Annotated in this window: 14 protein-coding genes; 7 read left to right on the top strand and 7 right to left on the bottom strand. The window is 39.7% G+C overall.

The annotated features are described in order from the left end of the window. Window positions 1-77: 77 nt before the first annotated feature. The 4 genes from AC25JC_RS12770 to AC25JC_RS12755 form a co-directional block, all read right to left on the bottom strand. Window positions 78-908 (bottom strand): DUF2971 domain-containing protein, encoded by an 831-nt coding sequence (locus AC25JC_RS12770; RefSeq protein WP_249683113.1) that lies wholly within the window; start codon window positions 906-908, stop codon window positions 78-80. A 439-nt stretch (window positions 909-1347) separates the two neighbouring features. Continuing rightward, window positions 1348-2364 (bottom strand): ketol-acid reductoisomerase, encoded by a 1017-nt coding sequence (ilvC, locus tag AC25JC_RS12765; protein WP_078192867.1) that lies wholly within the window; start codon window positions 2362-2364, stop codon window positions 1348-1350. A gap of 109 nt (window positions 2365-2473) precedes the next feature. After that, a complete protein-coding gene (gene ilvN / locus AC25JC_RS12760; RefSeq protein WP_078189625.1) occupies window positions 2474-2965 on the bottom strand; it encodes an acetolactate synthase small subunit in 492 nt (163 codons plus the stop codon). Next, entirely contained in the window at window positions 2962-4689 is a 1728-nt protein-coding gene (locus tag AC25JC_RS12755) for an acetolactate synthase 3 large subunit (RefSeq protein ID WP_078192673.1), read from the bottom strand. Before AC25JC_RS12755 ends, ilvN begins: the two co-directional genes overlap by 4 nt. 744 nt (window positions 4690-5433) lie before the next feature. Between AC25JC_RS12755 and AC25JC_RS12750 the strand changes: the two genes are divergently transcribed. From AC25JC_RS12750 to AC25JC_RS12720, 7 genes are all read left to right on the top strand, one after another. After that, complete coding sequence (locus AC25JC_RS12750) at window positions 5434-5730, top strand: DUF4124 domain-containing protein (protein WP_373684107.1); 297 nt, start codon at window positions 5434-5436, stop codon at window positions 5728-5730. A gap of 127 nt (window positions 5731-5857) precedes the next feature. After that, the gene (leuS, locus tag AC25JC_RS12745) at window positions 5858-8482 is read left to right on the top strand and encodes a leucine--tRNA ligase (protein WP_180115852.1); all 2625 of its coding nucleotides are present in this window, start codon (window positions 5858-5860) and stop codon (window positions 8480-8482) included. A 197-nt stretch (window positions 8483-8679) separates the two neighbouring features. Further along, the gene (locus tag AC25JC_RS12740) at window positions 8680-9213 is read left to right on the top strand and encodes an LPS-assembly lipoprotein LptE (protein WP_078192675.1); all 534 of its coding nucleotides are present in this window, start codon (window positions 8680-8682) and stop codon (window positions 9211-9213) included. 9 nt (window positions 9214-9222) lie between these two features. Beyond that, window positions 9223-10206 (top strand): DNA polymerase III subunit delta, encoded by a 984-nt coding sequence (gene holA / locus AC25JC_RS12735; protein WP_180021025.1) that lies wholly within the window; start codon window positions 9223-9225, stop codon window positions 10204-10206. Between the two features lie 136 nt (window positions 10207-10342). After that, window positions 10343-11695 carry a MacA family efflux pump subunit gene (locus AC25JC_RS12730; protein WP_486924180.1) on the top strand — a complete coding sequence of 451 codons (1353 nt, stop codon included), beginning with the start codon at window positions 10343-10345 and terminating at the stop codon, window positions 11693-11695. Between the two features lie 2 nt (window positions 11696-11697). Continuing rightward, window positions 11698-13677 (top strand): MacB family efflux pump subunit, encoded by a 1980-nt coding sequence (locus tag AC25JC_RS12725; protein ID WP_180055667.1) that lies wholly within the window; start codon window positions 11698-11700, stop codon window positions 13675-13677. A 10-nt stretch (window positions 13678-13687) separates the two neighbouring features. Beyond that, window positions 13688-15091: an efflux transporter outer membrane subunit gene (locus AC25JC_RS12720; RefSeq protein WP_180115854.1), complete on the top strand. Its 1404-nt coding sequence runs from the start codon at window positions 13688-13690 to the stop codon at window positions 15089-15091. Between the two features lie 71 nt (window positions 15092-15162). On the opposite strand, the gene AC25JC_RS12715 is transcribed toward AC25JC_RS12720, so the two are convergent. Genes AC25JC_RS12715 through AC25JC_RS12705 form a run of 3 tightly spaced genes read right to left on the bottom strand, consistent with a single transcriptional unit; the run spans window position 15163 to window position 18503 of the window. After that, complete coding sequence (locus tag AC25JC_RS12715) at window positions 15163-16254, bottom strand: DUF6708 domain-containing protein (protein WP_180115855.1); 1092 nt, start codon at window positions 16252-16254, stop codon at window positions 15163-15165. Between the two features lies 1 nt (window position 16255). Then, complete coding sequence (locus AC25JC_RS12710) at window positions 16256-18103, bottom strand: hypothetical protein (RefSeq protein ID WP_486924179.1); 1848 nt, start codon at window positions 18101-18103, stop codon at window positions 16256-16258. Continuing rightward, on the bottom strand, window positions 18075-18503 hold the full coding sequence (locus AC25JC_RS12705; RefSeq protein WP_486924178.1) for a hypothetical protein: 429 nt from the start codon (window positions 18501-18503) through the stop codon (window positions 18075-18077). Before AC25JC_RS12705 ends, AC25JC_RS12710 begins: the two co-directional genes overlap by 29 nt. Between the last annotated feature and the right edge of the window lie 98 nt (window positions 18504-18601).

Genomic DNA, 18601 nt, shown 5'->3' with positions numbered 1-18601 from the left:
CTCTATCACAACCTAAATTCAACACAGATGACACAAATATAGGAGTTTTGAAACCACCTACAACTCAAATCATCAGATTAAATTGGAGTCGCTTTTAAAGCCCAAGTTTCCAAATCTAATGAAATGCATTTCAAACCAATATTAGATTCAATACATAGATCTTTCAGCAATTCAAACTGATCTACCTTATGATCAATTACTGGTTTCACAAGCTCTTGCTTTCTTCTAAGATCAATATATGCATTTTTCCCAACATATACTTCAACAAAGGCTTCTTCAGGCAATTTTAATGTATAAATTGGACGCGTTTGCAATTGGACTCTTTGCCAAAGTTGGTCATTGATATATGCATGTGTTTTTGTAGAAAAGTGATACCCGAATTGAGCATCGCTAATATTCTTTACAATACGTACTTCCTCTTCGTATGCCCATTCCTGCATTTTATAAAGCAAACCATGCTTTATTAAAACTTCTTCATTATCCCAATTTAAAATATTTGAATTTCCTACCGACATTAATTTTTCAACACTTGCCACATTGGCCTGCTTCGGCGCTGTTTTTAAATATCTCAACTCTCCTTTTGTTGAAGGAATAATAAATTGATCACCATCTTCAAAACCTGCTTTGCATGTGTCAATTCCGATCACAACACCTTTGTAACTATCCCCATAATGTGACCACATGAGTGGATTTAAAGCGGTTCTAGTCAAACTTAAAATCACATACTTTCTAGAAAACTGATTACGGAATGCCCCTATTGCTACGGATGTCGGTACATCCAAATCATAAAAACCAAAACCAGTGCATTCAAATGGGTCGTTAAAATCTTCTAAATGTGAAAAACCTAGAGATTTTGTTTTCAAAATCGTTAAAGCAGCTTCAAAACTCACATATTTATATAAAATCATTATTCTAACCCACGCTAATATTGGGTTCCTTGTATCATAAAACTCAAAAGATAATTAAATAAATTCTTTTCTTTGCTTACGATTTTGTTCGATTGGATCCAAAGTATGAACGATTACAAAACATTGTTTTGTACGAAGTACAACGAGGCAGCACACTGTTTTGAGTGACGCGTAAGGAATGAGAGCACTACTTTTCTATTTTTAAGGCACGTAACTTTAGATATTAAAAAACCCACTCAAAATGAGTGGGTCTTCGTATTCAAATCAATTGATTCAAGAAATTAGTTTTTCTCTTTATCAATGATTTTGTTCGCTTGGATCCAAGGTACGCAAAAATAGAAAAGTATGCTTTTCTATTTTTAAGGCACGTAACTTTAGATATTAAAAAACCCACTCAAAATGAGTGGGTCTTCATATTCAAATCAATTGATTCAAGAAATTAGTTTTTCTCTTTATCAACGATTTTGTTCGCTTGGATCCAAGGCATCATCGCACGTAACTTGTTACCAGTTACTTCGATACCATGCGCCGCGTTTTGACGACGACGAGCAGTCATAGAAGGATAGTTCAACGCACCTTCTTGGATGAACATCTTCGCGTATTCGCCAGATTGAATACGTTTAAGTGCATTACGCATTGCTTCACGAGACTGTTCGTTAATTACTTCAACACCAGTTACGTATTCGCCATATTCAGCATTGTTTGATACCGAGTAGTTCATGTCCGCGATACCGCCTTCGAACATTAAGTCAACGATCAATTTAAGTTCGTGTAGACATTCGAAGTAAGCCATTTCTGGTGCATAACCAGCTTCAACAAGAGTTTCGAAGCCCATTTTAACCAATTCAACAGCACCACCACAAAGAACTGCTTGCTCACCAAAAAGGTCAGTTTCAGTTTCTTCACGGAATGAAGTTTCGATAATACCAGTACGGCCGCCACCAACACCTGAAGCGTAAGAAAGCGCAACGTTACGTGCATTACCAGAAGCATCTTGGTGAACAGCGATAAGATCAGGTACACCTGAACCACGTTGGAATTCTGAACGTACAGTATGACCTGGCGCTTTTGGAGCAACCATGATTACGTCAAGGTCAGCACGTGGAACAACTTGGTTATAAAGAACAGAGAAACCATGAGCAAATGCTAGCGTTGCACCTTGCTTGATGTTTGGCTCAATTACGTCACGGTATAGTTGTGATTGGAACTCATCTGGAGTCAAAATCATAACTAAGTCAGCTTGAGCTACAGCAGCAGGAACTTCTGAAACTTTAAGACCAGCATTTTCAGCTTTTTTCCAAGAAGTAGAACCAGCACGTAGACCAACAGTTACATCAACGCCTGAATCCTTAAGGTTAAGCGCATGAGCATGGCCTTGTGAACCATAACCAATGATTGCTACTTTTTTGCCTTGGATGATAGATAAGTCTGTGTCTTTATCGTAAAAAATTTGCATTGCTGTCTCCGCTAAAATGCTTTTGTTTCCTTTAACTTGATAACGTGATTCTGTTTGATTATTCACGTTTCAAGTACCTCACCCATAGGAGTGAGGTGAAAATATAAAATTAGATAGTTAAAACTTTTTCGCCACGTGCGATACCTGAAACACCTGAACGTACAACTTCTAGAATTGTATTTTCAGCTAAGGCATCAATAAAACCATCTATCTTTTCAGTTGTACCTGCGATTTGAATGGTATATGTCGTTGGTGTTACGTCTACAATTTGTCCACGGAAAATATCCGCAGTACGTTTAATTTCTGCGCGCGCTGAACCAAGTGCTTTGACTTTAATTAACATCAATTCACGTTCAATATGAGCACCTTCAGACAAATCAACAACTTTAACAACTTCGACAAGCTTGTTGAGTTGTTTGGTGATTTGTTCAATTTTATGCTCATCGCCATACGTGGTTAAAGTCAAACGCGAAAGCGTCGGATCTTCTGTTGGCGCTACGTTTAATGTCTCAATGTTATAACCACGCTGAGAGAATAAACCTACCAAACGTGAAAGCGCACCTGCTTCGTTTTCTACAAGTACAGAGATAATATGTCTCATTGTGTGCGCTCTCCTTTGCCTAACCACATATCTTTCATTGACTGGCCAGCAACCAACATTGGATATACATGCTCTGAACGGTCAACCATCACGTTAATAAACACGCACTTGTCATTGATCGCCATCGCTTCAGCAAGCTTCGACTCGAGTTCATCTGCATGGTCAATTTGAATACCCACATGACCATACGCTTCCATTAATTTAGGGAAGTCAGGAAGTGACTCAACATACGAGCTTGAGTGACGACCTTCGTAGTTCATGTCTTGCCATTGCTTAACCATACCTAATGCACGGTTATTCAAGCATAGAATTTTTACATTCAAGCCATATTGCTTACATGTAGATAGTTCTTGGATACACATCTGAATCGATGCTTCGCCAGTAATACACACTACTTGTTGATCTGGGAAGGCAAGTTTAGCTGCCATAGCATATGGCAAACCTACACCCATGGTTCCTAGACCACCTGAGTTGATCCATTGACGTGGACGTGTGTATTTGTAGTAAAGCGCACCAAACATTTGGTGTTGACCAACGTCTGAAGTAATGATGGCTTGACTATTGGTAATTTTATCCAACGCTTCAACAACTTGCTGTGGCTTCATCGAACCATCAGTTGGTTTGTCATAGTTCAAACCATGAACTTGGCGCCATTCATTGATTTGTTTCCACCAAGCCCCGATATCTTCAGGATTTGGTTTAGACACATTCAATTGTTTTAATTGCGCCAACATTTCAGTCAATACAGGCTCTACTGCACCCACAATTGGGATGTGCGCCATAATTGTTTTTGAAATCGTTGCTGGGTCAATATCAATATGAATGACTTTCGCATTTGGACAGAATTTCGCTGGGTTATTGGTTACACGGTCATCGAAGCGCGCACCTACACACAGAATCACATCTGCATTGTGCATGGTCATATTGGCTTCATAAGTACCATGCATACCCAACATACCAATGAATTGTTCATCATTGCCCGGATACGCACCAAGACCCATTAAAGTACTGGTTACTGGATAACCCAATAAATGTGCAAGTTCTGTCAACTGTGCAGAAGCGTTGCCTTGAACCACACCACCGCCTGAATAAATAATTGGGCGTTTAGCATGAATCAATTCATCAATTGCTTTACGAATTTGACCTGAGTGACCACGATGCGGCGGTTGATACGAACGCATTTTCACTTTTTCAGGATATTCGTAAGCAAATTTCTCTGCAGGATTCGTTGCATCTTTTGGAATATCAACGACAACAGGACCCGGACGACCACTTGAAGCGATATAAAATGCCTTCTTAATAATCGAAGGGATTTCGCTTGCATGACGTACTTGGAAGCTGTGTTTTACGATTGGGCGCGAAATACCGACCATATCCGTTTCTTGGAACGCATCCTCACCGATAAGATGGCTTGCAACCTGACCTGACAAAATCACCATTGGGATTGAGTCCATATAGGCAGTTGCAATTGGAGTTACGGTATTTGTTGCACCAGGACCAGATGTCACCAATACGACACCTGTTTTACCTGTGACACGTGAGTAAGCATCAGCCATATGACCAGCAGCTTGCTCGTGGCGCACTAGGTAATGATTGATTTTTTCTTGTTGAAATAGCGCATCATAAATATGCAGTACTGCGCCGCCTGGGTATCCAAAAACATGTTCAACGCCTTCGTCCGCTAAAGCGCGAACAAGCATTTCACCACCAGATAAAAGTTCCAACGTGATTCACCCTAATCTTTTTTCACGCACAAATGGAGGGCATTTGTCGTGGTTAATTCATTAACTGTGTGCTCTGTTATAGCACACAAATTTCATAGTTTTCATAGCAATAAGAAAAAAATCTGACCTGCTTGCTGTTTGAGCAATATGGGGTCTAAAACATGTTGGGATAAACATATTTTGTTGGCTTTGTTCAACGTCTCGGCTAGAGAAGAAGTCCATTGCTAAAATGCACTCATTCGAAGGGTGATCGATCTAAGGCATATAAAACTAAAGACAGCATTTTTGTAGTTTCAACCATTAAAGTCAAGTTTAAAAATCGGCTTTTTTCTGATTACTTACAGACCGTTTGTTTTTTAAGCACCCTCTCTTTCTTCGTATTCTTTGTAGTTTGTTTATTTATAACCAGTTAGCATGTATTTAATAAAATACTTTTATAAATCCAATAAATAAATTAAATGAATGGATGTATGTTTTTAATTCAATTGCCTTACATTGAAGTTGCTGCATAGGTTAAATGATAAGAATCCAATATTTTTATTGCTTATAAATCCCCCAATTCATCATTCACAAAGTTATTCATCCCACGCGATGTCCCTTTTATCCTTTGTGCTAAAAAATGCATAGATTCTACTGTCAAAAAAGCGCAAAATTTTCAGCATAATTTTGCATGATCACTCTAACTATGGGACTGAATTTATGATGAAGACGACGATTGCTCGCACTGCCTGTATTTTATCTAGCATGGCATTTTGCCTGACCAGTTTGGACCTTTCAGCGAAAGAATATTACAAGTGGGTGGATGCAAAAGGTTCAACGCATTACACCACCACGCCACCGCCAAAAAATGCGCAGCGTAAAGGTAAAGTGAATACCTATGGTGCAACAACGACTACGCAATCTGCTCCAGCCAAAAATCAACAAGAGGTTTCACGTGAAGCCGAACAGTCGAATGAACAAAATGAGCAACTGGCGGAACAACAACGCGAAGCCAATGCAGCGCTCCGCCAAGGTCAAGCCGTAGCCTCCGCACCACAATAATTTACGCCAAAGCCTTCAATTTTGACTTAAATTATTTACATCTACACAGCATCGCAAAATTCACTCTAGGCGTATTTTGCGCTATGCTGTAGCACAAACTTTTTAACCGTTATTTCTATTTACGTTTATGACTACTACTCACATTGACCCTGAATATCAAGCCAGTGCGATTGAACCTACAGTCCAACAAGACTGGGAAAATCGCAAAGCCTTTAAAGTTGCCGACCAAGTAGAAGGACCACGTCGTTATATCCTCTCTATGTTCCCTTATCCAAGTGGCAAACTGCATATGGGTCATGTGCGTAACTACACCATTGGTGATGTGATCAGCCGTTTCCACCGTTTACAAGGTGAAACTGTGCTACAACCCATGGGTTGGGATGCTTTCGGTTTGCCTGCTGAAAACGCGGCGATTGCCCATCAAGTCGCTCCTGCAAAATGGACTTTTGAAAACATTGATTACATGCGTAATCAGCTTAAAAAGTTAGGTCTTTCTGTAGATTGGGATCGTGAATTCGCGACTTGCACACCGGAATACTACCGATGGGAACAATGGTTATTCGTTCAGCTTTATAAAAAAGGCTTAATTTACCGTAAGCTTTCTACAGTGAATTGGGATCCTGTAGACCAAACTGTTTTGGCGAATGAACAAGTTGAAAATGGTCGTGGCTGGCGTTCTGGTGCATTGGTCGAAAAACGTGATATTCCAATGTACTACTTCCGCATCACTGACTATGCGCAAGAATTACTTGACGATTTAGAAACATTAAAAGACGGCTGGCCACAGCAAGTTTTAACCATGCAACGTAACTGGATTGGTCGCTCACAGGGTATGGAAATTACCTTCCCTTCAGCGAATCCAGATATTTACGCAGATGGTTTAACTGTATTTACCACTCGTGCTGACACACTCATGGGTGTGACTTATGTTGCGGTTGCAGCAGAACATCCGATGGCACTTAAAGCTGCGGAAAGCAATCCTGAGCTTGCTGCATTTATCGAAGAATGCCGTATGGGTTCTGTTGCAGAAGCTGATCTTGCGACTGCTGAAAAGAAAGGCATGGCAACTGGTCTTTCTGTGAAGCACCCAGTTACAGGTGAAGAAGTTCCTGTTTGGATCGCAAACTACGTCTTGATGTCTTACGGTTCAGGTGCGGTGATGGCGGTTCCATCACACGATGAACGTGACTTCGAATTTGCGAATAAATATGGCTTAACCATCAAGCAAGTGATTGATGCCAAAGGTGCAGACGATGCAGACTTTGACGCAACAATTTGGCAAGAATGGTATGGCTCTAAAGACGGCAAACTGGTGAATTCAGGCGAATTTGACGGCTTAGACTTACAAGGCGCGTACGATGCATTCCTTGCAAAATTAGAACCTACTGGACTTGCCAACTCGAAAGTTCAATTCCGTTTACGTGACTGGGGTGTTTCTCGTCAGCGTTATTGGGGTTGTCCAATTCCAATGATCAACTGTGAAAAATGTGGTCAGGTTCCAGTACCTGAAGAACAACTTCCAGTTGTATTGCCAACGGACGTGGTGCCGGATGGTTCAGGCAATCCACTCAACAAAATGCCTGAATTCTACGAAACAACTTGCCCATGCTGTGGTGGCGATGCTCGTCGTGAAACAGATACTTTGGATACCTTTGTAGAATCATCTTGGTACTATGCACGCTATGCATCTCCAGATTTCACTGACGGTATGGTGAAACCTGAAGCGGGTCAAACTTGGTTACCTGTGAACCAATACATCGGTGGTGTTGAACACGCAATTCTTCATTTACTTTATGCACGCTTCTTCCACAAATTGATGCGTGATGAAGGTGTGGTACAAGGGAACGAGCCATTCACCAACTTGCTTACTCAAGGTATGGTTCTTGCGGATACTTACTACCGTGAATCTGAGTCAGGTAAGAAAACTTGGTTTAACCCTGCTGACATCGATTTAGAACGTGATGAAAAAGGCCGTATCATTTCTGCGAAATATCAAGGTGATGGTCAAGACGTCGTGGTTGGCGGTCAAGAAAAAATGTCGAAATCGAAAAATAACGGTATCGACCCGCAAGCGATTATTGACCAATACGGTGCAGATACTGCACGTGTATTCATGATGTTCGCTGCACCACCAGATCAATCACTAGAATGGTCTGACGCTGGTGTTGAAGGTGCAAACCGTTTCTTAAAACGTGTATGGCGCCTAGCAACAGGTTTCCTTGAACAAGGCAACTCTGCTGTAAACATCGACAAAGCGACACTTTCTACCGCTGCACAAGACTTACGTCGTAAAACACACGAAACCATTCAAAAAGTGGGTGATGACATTGCGCGTCGTCATGCCTTCAACACCGCAATTGCTGCGATGATGGAACTTTTGAATGCAAACAATAAGTTTGAAGCGAAAGATGACAACGACGTTGCCGTTGCACGTGAATCAATCATTACCCTTCTAACTTTACTGGCTCCGTTTGCACCACATTTAAGCCAAACCTTATTGGCTGAGTTTGGTATCGAATTAACATCAGCACGCTTCCCTGCTGTAGATGAATCTGCGCTGACTCGCAATACACAAACGATTGTAGTGCAAGTGAACGGTAAACTTCGTGGCAAATTAGAAGTGTCTGTCGATGCCTCTAAAGATGACATTTTGGCCCAAGCAAAAGCATTACCTGAAGTTCAACAATTCTTGACTGGTCCAACCAAGAAAGAAATTGTGGTGCCGAATAAATTAGTGAACTTGGTGGTTTAAATTCCTTATATTTCCTTCTCCCTTTGGGAGAAGGTTGGGATGAGGGTAATTAACCTCCCCCTAACCCTCTCCTATGAGGAGAGGGAACAAAAGGATTTCACAATTCCCAAACAAAGCCCGTTGCGAGTCAACGGGCTTTGACTTTACAATCCACACAGGATTTCAACATTATCCCTTCGGGAAACAGAGGACACTTTATGCACTTGGTTCAACGTGTTGCTGCAATTGTATTAACTATGGGCCTGAGCGCAGGCATGGTCGGTTGTGGTTTTCATTTAAAAGGCACCAACCCTGCTGCTGTACCTGTAGCCTATTCCAATATGCGATTGGCACTTCCTGAAGATACAGATGACTTACATGAAAAGTTAGCGATTTATTTAGGTTCTGCAGGCGTGCAATTGAGTAATAATCAAAATGCATATGTCTTACATGTGTTGGATTACACTCCGCGACGTTTAGAACTCAATGGTAAATTGGTTGAAACTTTACTGCGCTTGAATGTGACGTTCCAAATTGAAGATGCCCAAGGCAACCCTGTGACTGAACCCCGCACATTGATGGCAACACGTAGCTACCAATACGACGTAGCAACCGTGAACACCGATGACCAAGAAGAAAAATATTTAAAACAAGTGATTATTGATGACATTGCACAACAGATCGTGCGCCAAATTTCATCAAACCGTTTACCAAAAGCGAACCCACTAACTGCACCAACCAAAGCTGAGTAATTTTGATTTATGAAACTTGACTATCTTCAGGCATTAAAACGTGTAGATGAAGCGCAAGGTGCCTGGGTGCTGCATGGTCAAGAGCCTTTACTTGAACAAAATCTCCTGGATGCATTTCGTAAGAGTTGGAACACTCGAGAAGTCGAGCGTCAACGGTATGACATTAGCTCTGCTGCTGATTGGAAACATGTCTTTAATGCTTTAAATAGCTTGTCATTATTTTCCAGTCAACTGGCAATTGAGGCACATGGCAGCATTAAACCCGATGCCAATGGACTAAAATTGTTAAAAAGCTATTTGCAGCAAAATGAAAGTAACTTGCTGCTCGTGGTCATGCCGAAGCAAGACAGTGCGAGTTTAAAGACCAGTTTCTTCCAAACCATTGATGCCAATGGAGTCAATGTTGCACTGACTGCAAACTACCCTAAAGATCGTCAGCAAATTTTGGCCGTTGAAGCACAAAAGCTCGGCATTAAACTCGCCAATGATGCTTGGCAATGGCTAGAACAGCATCATGAGCACAACTTACTGGCTGCAAAAAATAGTTTAATGCGTGTCGCAGATACTTTTCCTGAAGCTGAAATGATTCAGATTGATCATCTGTACTCTTGCTTACAAGATCAGTCACGCTATACCACTTACGATTTAAATGATGCCATGCTGCAAGGCAATTTGGCACAGTCGATAAAAATCTTTCAATACTTAATCGCTTCAGGCGAGCCGATGTCGCTGATTTTATGGAGTATCAGTAAGGAAATGCGTTTGCTGATGCAACTGTTTGAGCAGCCACAAAATGCCTTGCAAATCGGTATTTGGAAAACCAAAGTCGGGCTGTATCAACAAGCGTTACGCCGTTTAAATGCGAACGATTTTTTGACTTGGCCTGCCCTATTACTTCGTTTAGACGCGTCAATAAAAGGTTTAGGTCATGAAAATCCTGAGCACTTGGTACAACAAGCTATTGCCAGCTTGTGTGGGCGCAGACTCTTCTAGTCTAATAAAAGGCTGTAATAACTTGCATTCCAGTATGAAAGAATAATTATCATTACTGTTTGTTCAAAAAGTTCACAATTTATCCGTATTTAAATCTTATAATTCAATCATCTTTATAAACTTTTAACTGCCAATCATGCCAAAAATAAAACCAGCAAAATTGATCGTAGCCATCATCGTTGCTTTGGCAATCGCTGTCACTGCATGGCATTTCCTAAAACCTAAAGAAACTCAGCCGCAATATATTACTGCTGAAGTGAGTCGTGGTGACATTGAAAACTCTGTACTTGCAACAGGTGTACTTGAAGCAACCAAAATGGTGAGTGTTGGTGCACAGGTTTCTGGTCAGGTGAAAAAGATGTATGTGCAACTCGGTGATGAAGTGAAACAAGGTCAGCTGATTGCCCGTATTGACTCGGTACGTCAGGAAAATGATTTAAAAACTGCAGAAGCCAGCATCAAAAACCAACAAGCGCAATTGGCAGTTAAACAAGCAAATCTTGCAAAAGTCCAAGCTGAATATAATCGTCAACAAGCAATGTACGCTCAAGACGCGACTAGTCGTGCAGAACTTGAATCTGCGCTAGCAAGTTATAAAACTGCGCAAGCTGATATTGCAGCCATTAATGCACAAATCGAACAATCACGTTTAACTTTAGCGACTGCAAAAGAAGACTTAGGCTATACACAAATTGTTGCACCTATGGATGGAACCATCGTGGCGATTGTGACTGAAGAAGGCCAAACCGTAAATGCCAACCAAAGTGCGCCAACCATTGTGAAATTGGCAAAACTCGACACCATGACCATTAAAGCTGAAATTTCTGAAGCCGATGTGATGAAAGTCCAAGAAGGTCAAAACGTTTATTTTACAACCTTGGGCGACAGTGAAACAAAACACTATGCTACCCTGCGCCAAGTTGAGCCTGCGCCAAACTCAATTAACACCGAAAGTAACAACAACACCTCTTCGTCTTCAAGTACTGCGGTTTACTACAACGCGTTATTTGATGTCCCAAATGAAGACGGTAAATTGCGTATCGATATGACTGCTCAGGTGTATATCATTTTAGATGAAGCCAAGAATGTCTTGACTGTACCTGCCGCAGCCGTTCAAACCTCGAACCGTCCACAACGTAGCCGTAATAATGCATCTGCAAATGGTCAATCTGCTGATAAAAATGCCAACGCAGAAGCTAGATCGAACAAAGACAATCCAAACCGTCCTAAACGTTTAGAACTGACTGAAGCTGAAAAAGCATTGGTCAAACAAGGTAAAGCCAGCGTTGCGATGGTTCGTGTACTACAAGCCGATGGTTCAGCTCAACCACAACAGGTATTACTCGGTTTAAATAACCGTGTGACCGCACAAGTGATCCGTGGCTTAAAACAAGGTGACAAAGTCGTGATTGCCGACGGTTCTGATACTTCAAATGATTCAGCGAAACGCAGCAACCGCGGTGGTGCTGGCGGCCCAATGAGAATGTAATCATGAGTCAACATCAAACACCTCTACTCGAGGTCAAGAATCTGACGCGTGAATTCCCTGCCGGTGAAAGCACAGTCCAAATTCTAAAAGGGGTTAATCTTGAGATTTACCCAGGTGAACTGGTAGCAATTGTAGGTCAGTCCGGTTCTGGTAAATCTACCCTCATGAACATTTTGGGGTGCCTTGATAAGCCAACCAATGGCAGTTACAAGGTCAAGGGGCGTGAAACCCGTGAACTTGAACCAGATGAACTGGCACAGTTACGCCGTGAATATTTTGGCTTTATTTTCCAGCGCTATCACTTACTCGGTGATTTGAATGCTGCTGGTAACGTCGAAGTTCCTGCAATCTATGCCGGTGCAGATGCAACCGAACGCAATGCACGTGCCAAGCAACTACTAACCGATCTTGGACTGGGTGAAAAAACCCAAAACCGTCCGAGCCAACTCTCGGGTGGTCAGCAACAACGTGTATCGATTGCGCGTGCCCTCATGAATGGTGGCGATGTTATTCTTGCCGATGAACCGACCGGTGCATTGGATAAGAATAGTGGTATTGAAGTAATGCGGATTTTGCGCGAACTCAATGCCAAAGGTCATACCATTATTTTGGTCACGCACGACCATAATGTTGCAAAAAATGCGACTAGAATTATTGAAATTTCAGATGGTAACATCATTTCAGATCAGCCCAATGTACCTGAAACAGATGATGAACCTTTAGAAAAACAACAACTCGTTCCAAACACACAGAAAAAAACCTCAAGCTGGCGCTCTGCCGTTGACCGTTTAGGTGAAGCCTTCCGTATGGCGATTTTAGCCATGAATGCTCACCGTATGCGAACATTTTTAACCATGCTCGGGATCATTATTGGTATTGCCTCTGTGGTTTCTGTTGTGGCTCTTGGGAATGGTTCGCAAAAGCAGATTTTAGAAAATATCAGTAGTTTAGGTACCAATACCATCACGGTGTATCAAGGTCGTGGATTTGGTGATAACTCAAGATCATCGCAAGTAAAAACATTGGTTCCAGCCGATGCGACGGCCCTTGCGGAACAACCTTATGTTGACGGTGTCAGTCCATCAGTCAACTCATCTGTCACAGCACGTTTTAAAGACACAGAAGCGTCAACCACAGTAAATGGCGTGAGTGAAGATTTCTTCTATGTCAAAGGAATGAACTTCGCTTCGGGTCAGCCTTTTGATAAAGAAAGCGTGACTGAGCAAGCGCAAGATGTGGTGATTGATAGTAATACTAAAAATACCTTCTTTGCAGATGGCACCAACCCTGTGGGTCAAGTGATTTTATTAGGCAGTGTGCCGAGCCGTATCATTGGCGTGATCGAAGAACAAAAAAGCATGATGGGCAACTCAGATAGCCTGAATGTGTATTTGCCGTATTCAACGGTTATGAGTCGTATGCTGGGGCAGTCGAACGTACGTAGCATCATTGTCCGCGTAAAAGATGAATACCCAAGTGCCGCTGCTGAAAACGCCATATTAAACTTGTTAGTGCAACGTCATGGCGCGCAAGATGTCTTTACACAAAACTCCGATAGTATCCGTGAAACCATTCAACAAACCACTGCAACAATGACCTTATTGGTGTCTGCGATTGCGGTGATTTCATTGATCGTCGGTGGTATTGGGGTCATGAACATTATGTTGGTTTCTGTGACTGAGCGTACTCAAGAAATTGGTGTACGTATGGCCGTGGGTGCCCGTCAAAGTGATATTTTACAGCAGTTCCTGATTGAGGCGGTGTTGGTGTGTATCTTAGGCGGTGTGCTTGGGGTTTTATTATCTTTAGGTATTGGACAATTGATTAGTCATTTTGCCGGTGGAACATTCCAAATGGCCTATTCAACGACGTCTATCGTTGCTGCTTTTGTCTGCTCTAGTATGATTGGTATTGTGTTTGGCTTTATTCCTGCACGTAATGCCGCACAGCTGAACCCTGTCGATGCGCTTTCTCGCGAATAAGGAAATAATGATGCAAATGACCTTAACTAAACTTGCAAGTGCCTTCATTCTCGGAAGTAGCTTAGTCGGCTGTGCCGCTGTGGTTAAGACGCCGTATGAAGCCCCTGCAACACAAATCCCGACGCAATTTCAAAATGCGAAAGCCATGAGTCAGCAAGTTCATGCAGATACTTATGCTGACCAATGGTGGACATTGTTTAATGATGCTGAATTGAACCAGTTGGTGAATCAAGTTTTAGCTGCCAATACAGACCTTGCTGTTGCAGGTATTAATTTACAGCAAGCTCGACTAAAAGCTGGTTTGGCTGAGAATCAGCAAGGGCCACGCGTGAGTTCAAGTGTTTCAACTGGGCATAACTTTAACCTTAACTCAGGTGATGACTCATCAAAAGGTGTATCACTCAGTGGTGGCGTCAGTTATGAAGTAGATTTATTTGGTCGTTTGGCTAGCCAGACTGAGGCCGCAAAATGGGAAGCTTTAGCAACTGAACAAGACCTGCAAGCCACTGCCCAAAGTTTGATTGCAACAACAGCAAACCTATATTGGCAACTTGGCTATTTAAATGAGCGCTACAGTATTGCGCAGCAAAATTTGGCCAGTACGCAAAAAACCTATGACTTGGTCAAGGTGCAATATAAAGCCGGTGCTGTGTCAGGTTTAGATCTAACGCAAGCCGAGCAATCGGTGCAAAGTCAAAAAGCGACCTTAAGCCAAATTGCCCAACAAAAAGTAGAAACTCGGACTGCATTGGCTGTGTTATTGCATCAACCTGTGCAACAACTGAATATTTCAGAGCCGCAGCGTTTACCTCGAATTGCATTACCGACGATTGCAGCAGGTTTACCTGCCGAGTTGTTGTCTCGCCGTCCAGATTTACAAGCGAGCGAATTAAGATTGCGTAAAGCTTTGGCAAATAAAGATGCAACGAAAGCGAGTTACTACCCTTCGATTAGTTTGACTGGCAGTTTAGGCTCGAGTAGTACCTCTTTGAGTAATTTATTGCAAAATCCTGCTTTGGCATTGGGTGCAAGTTTAAGTTTACCTTTCTTGCAATATAACGATATGAAAAAGGATTTGGCGATTAGTGACTTAGACTATGAAAAAGCCATTATTCAATATCGTCAGACCTTGTATCAGGCTTTTGCCGATGTGGAAAATGCACTATCCAATCGTACTGAGTTAAGCCAACAAGTTGCATTACAAGAACGTAATTTACAGCTTGCAGAAAAGACCGAGCGTTTGACTGAAGTGCGTTATCGTCATGGTGCGATTGCCTTAAAAAACTTGCTTGATGCACAGGAGACCACGCGTAATGCACGACTGTCTTTGGTTCAAACTAAGCAGAGTCAATACAATGCTTATGTAACTTTGATGCAGGCGTTGGGTGGTAGTCCGATTAAGCAATTACCTTAAGTTATAGATAAAAAGCCCTGAAGGGCTTTTTATTTCAATATTTATTTAAACTAATTATACTTTTCAAAATATTATCTATGCAAACCCCAATAAGCCACAGCATAAAAAAATAATCCCGCCAAACTCATCATCACAATACATCCCACACTTAGAAGTATAATTTCAACTAAGGTAAATTGTATTGGTGGCAGTTTACGTTTATTTTTCATCGAATCATAAGGGTCATTTTCAGCAACAGCACACTCTTGTTCTATATATTCAGGCCAAATAGGAACTTTTGAAAAGATTAAACCCAACCGTCTTAGAAAGAATAACGGGAAAGCGAATAGCATTTCGTAAAACAACACTACTAAATCCTTCTTATTATTACGCTGATTCGTCTCCCATTCCTCATGGTTAAAAGCCAAATATAAACGTTCTAATGTTTCTTTTGCTGTTTCCTTTCTATTATAAATATCGAAGTATTCTGAAATCTCATGATCTACAGTCTTTAAGTCATCTGTATCCATATAGATTTTTAAAAATGCCAACTTATTCTCAGCGATATCATTAATATAAGATCTATATCGAAATAAAATAATTTCTTCTTGAACTATACCCTTTTCATCGACAACACTTGCTCGAATTTCCCTTTCAAAGCCTGTATGGAACCCCATTTCTGAAAATCTTAAAGCATCCCAATCGAGCTCAATAATTTTTCCCCTATAAGGAGAAAAAGCATAAACTTTTCGATTTTTTCTATTCAAGCGGATAGGATAATATGTTTTTCCAAATAAATCGGTTTTACCACCCATCGTATAAAAATTATAAATTAAATAAGAAAAAAAAATAGATAAAAGACAAAATGCTATTGCTATTGCATATTCTTTATCTATTATTGTTAAAAACAAAGTATAAAGAGTACCTACAAAACCAAATAAAAGTACAAAAAATGCAGGTAAAAATAATGCCGTTGGCATACCTCGAATATCATCCCAACTATCAAGCAATTCAAGATAAGTTGAATTTATACGTATGATATTACGATGAGCAAAAGGTTGAATATTTTCCGAATTCTCTAATTTAAATTCTCTTATTCTCGTTTGAAAATTCTTATTTCGCACATTAATTTCAAAAGGTTTACCTATAGTATTTAAAGCACATTGATAATCATTTTTTAGCATTTTAACTACCTACTGAGTTTTTAAAGGCTTGCTCATCACCACCTAACGACCAACCTGCACTTTCAACTCCCCACAATGATTTTGCAATGTACTCTTTCATCACATTATTTTTTTGAAACTCAATCCATTGTGAAATACCATATAAAATCGGTAAAGTAATTAACCCCCACCATCCCCCAGTTAAACCTAACCGCAAATAGTTTGCTCCACGAACAAATAAGCTTGTACTCCAAAAAATCATACTAGCATTACCCAAATAACTAAAAGCTAACACATAATTATTATGTTTGCTTGCATTGATCCCTTTATAAACTTCAATCCCACTTAGAATTAATGCTGCTCCATAAAGACCGTATCTCATGATACGCTGTTGTACTTCAAGCAGTCTTTTTGATCTCGCATCACTACCTATAAGTTTTATTTTTGCATCTAATTTACGACTAAACACATCTGCAATGTTACCTACAGTAGCACTTAATGCAGCAGCTAATTCAAATTGTGTTTGTGCACTTCCTGTTGTTTTTTCTATTGCTCCAAGAAGGGTTACAAATTGTAAATTAAAAGCAAATACACCAAAACCAAAACCTGTACCCGTTCTTGCATAAACTGCCTTTTTAGTAGCTTCTCCCTTATTAATATCATCTTGCGCTTTTATAATTTCTCCTTGAGTATTTCGAACCACATCATCACCTGTGATTAAACTCCCTGATCGATCTTTAAATAATACCACTTTTATTCTAACATTTTTTTCTCCATATTTATAAAAATCTGTATTTGAAATAAAAATACCCTGAATCAAGTTTTGTATATTCGCTATATATGACAAATTTAATGCTTTCTTAGCATTTCTTTTACTTTGATTATTTTTAGAGACTAAATCAGAATAATCAATATTAAAATCTTTGATAATTTTCTGTGTTACTTGTTTGAGCGTACCTTCATACTCACTACCTATGAGCAACTTATCTGAGAATGTTTCAAGTGATTTCATTGCAACTGTTTTATTAAATGTTCTTTTTGCCTGCCCATTAATTACTCTTGATGCACACCCTCCAATTTGCTCACTTAGTAAATTATTTAGGCTATTTAATCTTTCTGACAAATGATTAAGTTGAGTATTAGCACCATTTAATATTTTCAAACCAGATTCATCAATCAATTGAGATGTCGCAAATGCCACACCTGTCATTTGATAAGTATTTAATGTCCCTGAAGCCGCTATAACCTTTGATTGAATATTCTTAGAATCATAGGTCATTAGACGAAATAGATAGTTTTTTCCATTACTGAAATCACTTTCATCTAGCAATTTAGAATAATACTCTGAAACAATTTTAAAAGTATCAGACTCACCTATTATTCGAGAACAAATTTCTAAAAAATTAGTCGCAGAAAATTTAGTTTCATGATCAAAACTGTATTCCATATATTTAAATAAAATATCGGACTTTAAAAAACTTAAATATTTCTCAATTAATGGCAATAAATTATTATTAACATAATTTTCATTTTGCATATTTAATAATTCAAGCCACTGAATCATTTCCTCTTCTTTATAATAACTAGAAAATGATTTACTAAAAAAACCATTCTTGTACCAAGCATCTTCAAATTCTTTCTTGACATTTTTATTAAGATTTTCGATTTCTTTTAACGTATAATCATAGTATCTATTTTCATATTGAATCGTAATTTGTCTATTAACTTCATAACCTTCTTGCTCAAGAGACGAAAGTCTACCCATTTCCTCAGAAATTACTTTTCTGTCATACTGAGTTTTTATATCACTTAGTTCCTCAGTAAATATTTTTCCCTGTACATTAGCTTTCAAGGTTAAAATATTCGTCATAGCTTGAAACTTTTTTATCTAGATCTGAAGTAAATAAATTTTTCTTATATTCAATTATATTTAACAGATCCTCAATCATTCCGATTGGATCATTCAAAACAATTAGTCGATCTTCTTTAATTATGTCATACAACTCCTCTGTTCCTTCAATTGGAATGGGATTATCATCTTTATCAAATATTACTTTCCCTTCCTCATCCCTTTGATATGCTTGTAGATATATAGGATTATTTGCATAATGTGGATGCGAATATTTAATTTTAGAAAATTTATTAACAAAATCTTTCTCCCACGCAACTAATTTGGAAGAGTCTTTTAAATTCTCTACATTCTCTAATATATCCCACTCTTTTATATTCAAAAAATTATTTGAACCCTTTTTTATATCTATTAATGGCATTATAATAGACTTCTTTCATAATTCATTTTTTGCTCAGCTCTAAATTATAGATTCCCGCAATTAAATTGAATCTTAAGCCCAGTCTTTTTCCTCGATTA

Source organism: Acinetobacter sp. P37 (assembly GCF_057480965.1).
The sequence above is the reverse complement of the archived record's forward strand: the minus strand, read 5'-3'. Positions and strand labels throughout refer to the sequence as shown.

Bases quoted from the DNA above. Each gene is read 5' to 3' on its own strand.
- AC25JC_RS12710 (WP_486924179.1), bottom strand. From the start codon at position 18,103: ATGACGAATATTTTAACCTTGAAAGCTAATGTACAGGGAAAAATATTT.
- AC25JC_RS12705 (WP_486924178.1), bottom strand. From the start codon at position 18,503: ATGCCATTAATAGATATAAAAAAGGGTTCAAATAATTTTTTGAATATA.
- AC25JC_RS12750 (WP_373684107.1), top strand. From the start codon at position 5,434: ATGGCATTTTGCCTGACCAGTTTGGACCTTTCAGCGAAAGAATATTAC.
- AC25JC_RS12730 (WP_486924180.1), top strand. From the start codon at position 10,343: ATGCCAAAAATAAAACCAGCAAAATTGATCGTAGCCATCATCGTTGCT.
- AC25JC_RS12770 (WP_249683113.1), bottom strand. From the start codon at position 908: ATGATTTTATATAAATATGTGAGTTTTGAAGCTGCTTTAACGATTTTG.
- AC25JC_RS12740 (WP_078192675.1), top strand. From the start codon at position 8,680: ATGCACTTGGTTCAACGTGTTGCTGCAATTGTATTAACTATGGGCCTG.
- ilvC (WP_078192867.1), bottom strand. From the start codon at position 2,364: ATGCAAATTTTTTACGATAAAGACACAGACTTATCTATCATCCAAGGC.
- AC25JC_RS12720 (WP_180115854.1), top strand. From the start codon at position 13,688: ATGCAAATGACCTTAACTAAACTTGCAAGTGCCTTCATTCTCGGAAGT.
- ilvN (WP_078189625.1), bottom strand. From the start codon at position 2,965: ATGAGACATATTATCTCTGTACTTGTAGAAAACGAAGCAGGTGCGCTT.
- AC25JC_RS12725 (WP_180055667.1), top strand. From the start codon at position 11,698: ATGAGTCAACATCAAACACCTCTACTCGAGGTCAAGAATCTGACGCGT.
- holA (WP_180021025.1), top strand. From the start codon at position 9,223: ATGAAACTTGACTATCTTCAGGCATTAAAACGTGTAGATGAAGCGCAA.
- AC25JC_RS12715 (WP_180115855.1), bottom strand. From the start codon at position 16,254: ATGCTAAAAAATGATTATCAATGTGCTTTAAATACTATAGGTAAACCT.
- leuS (WP_180115852.1), top strand. From the start codon at position 5,858: ATGACTACTACTCACATTGACCCTGAATATCAAGCCAGTGCGATTGAA.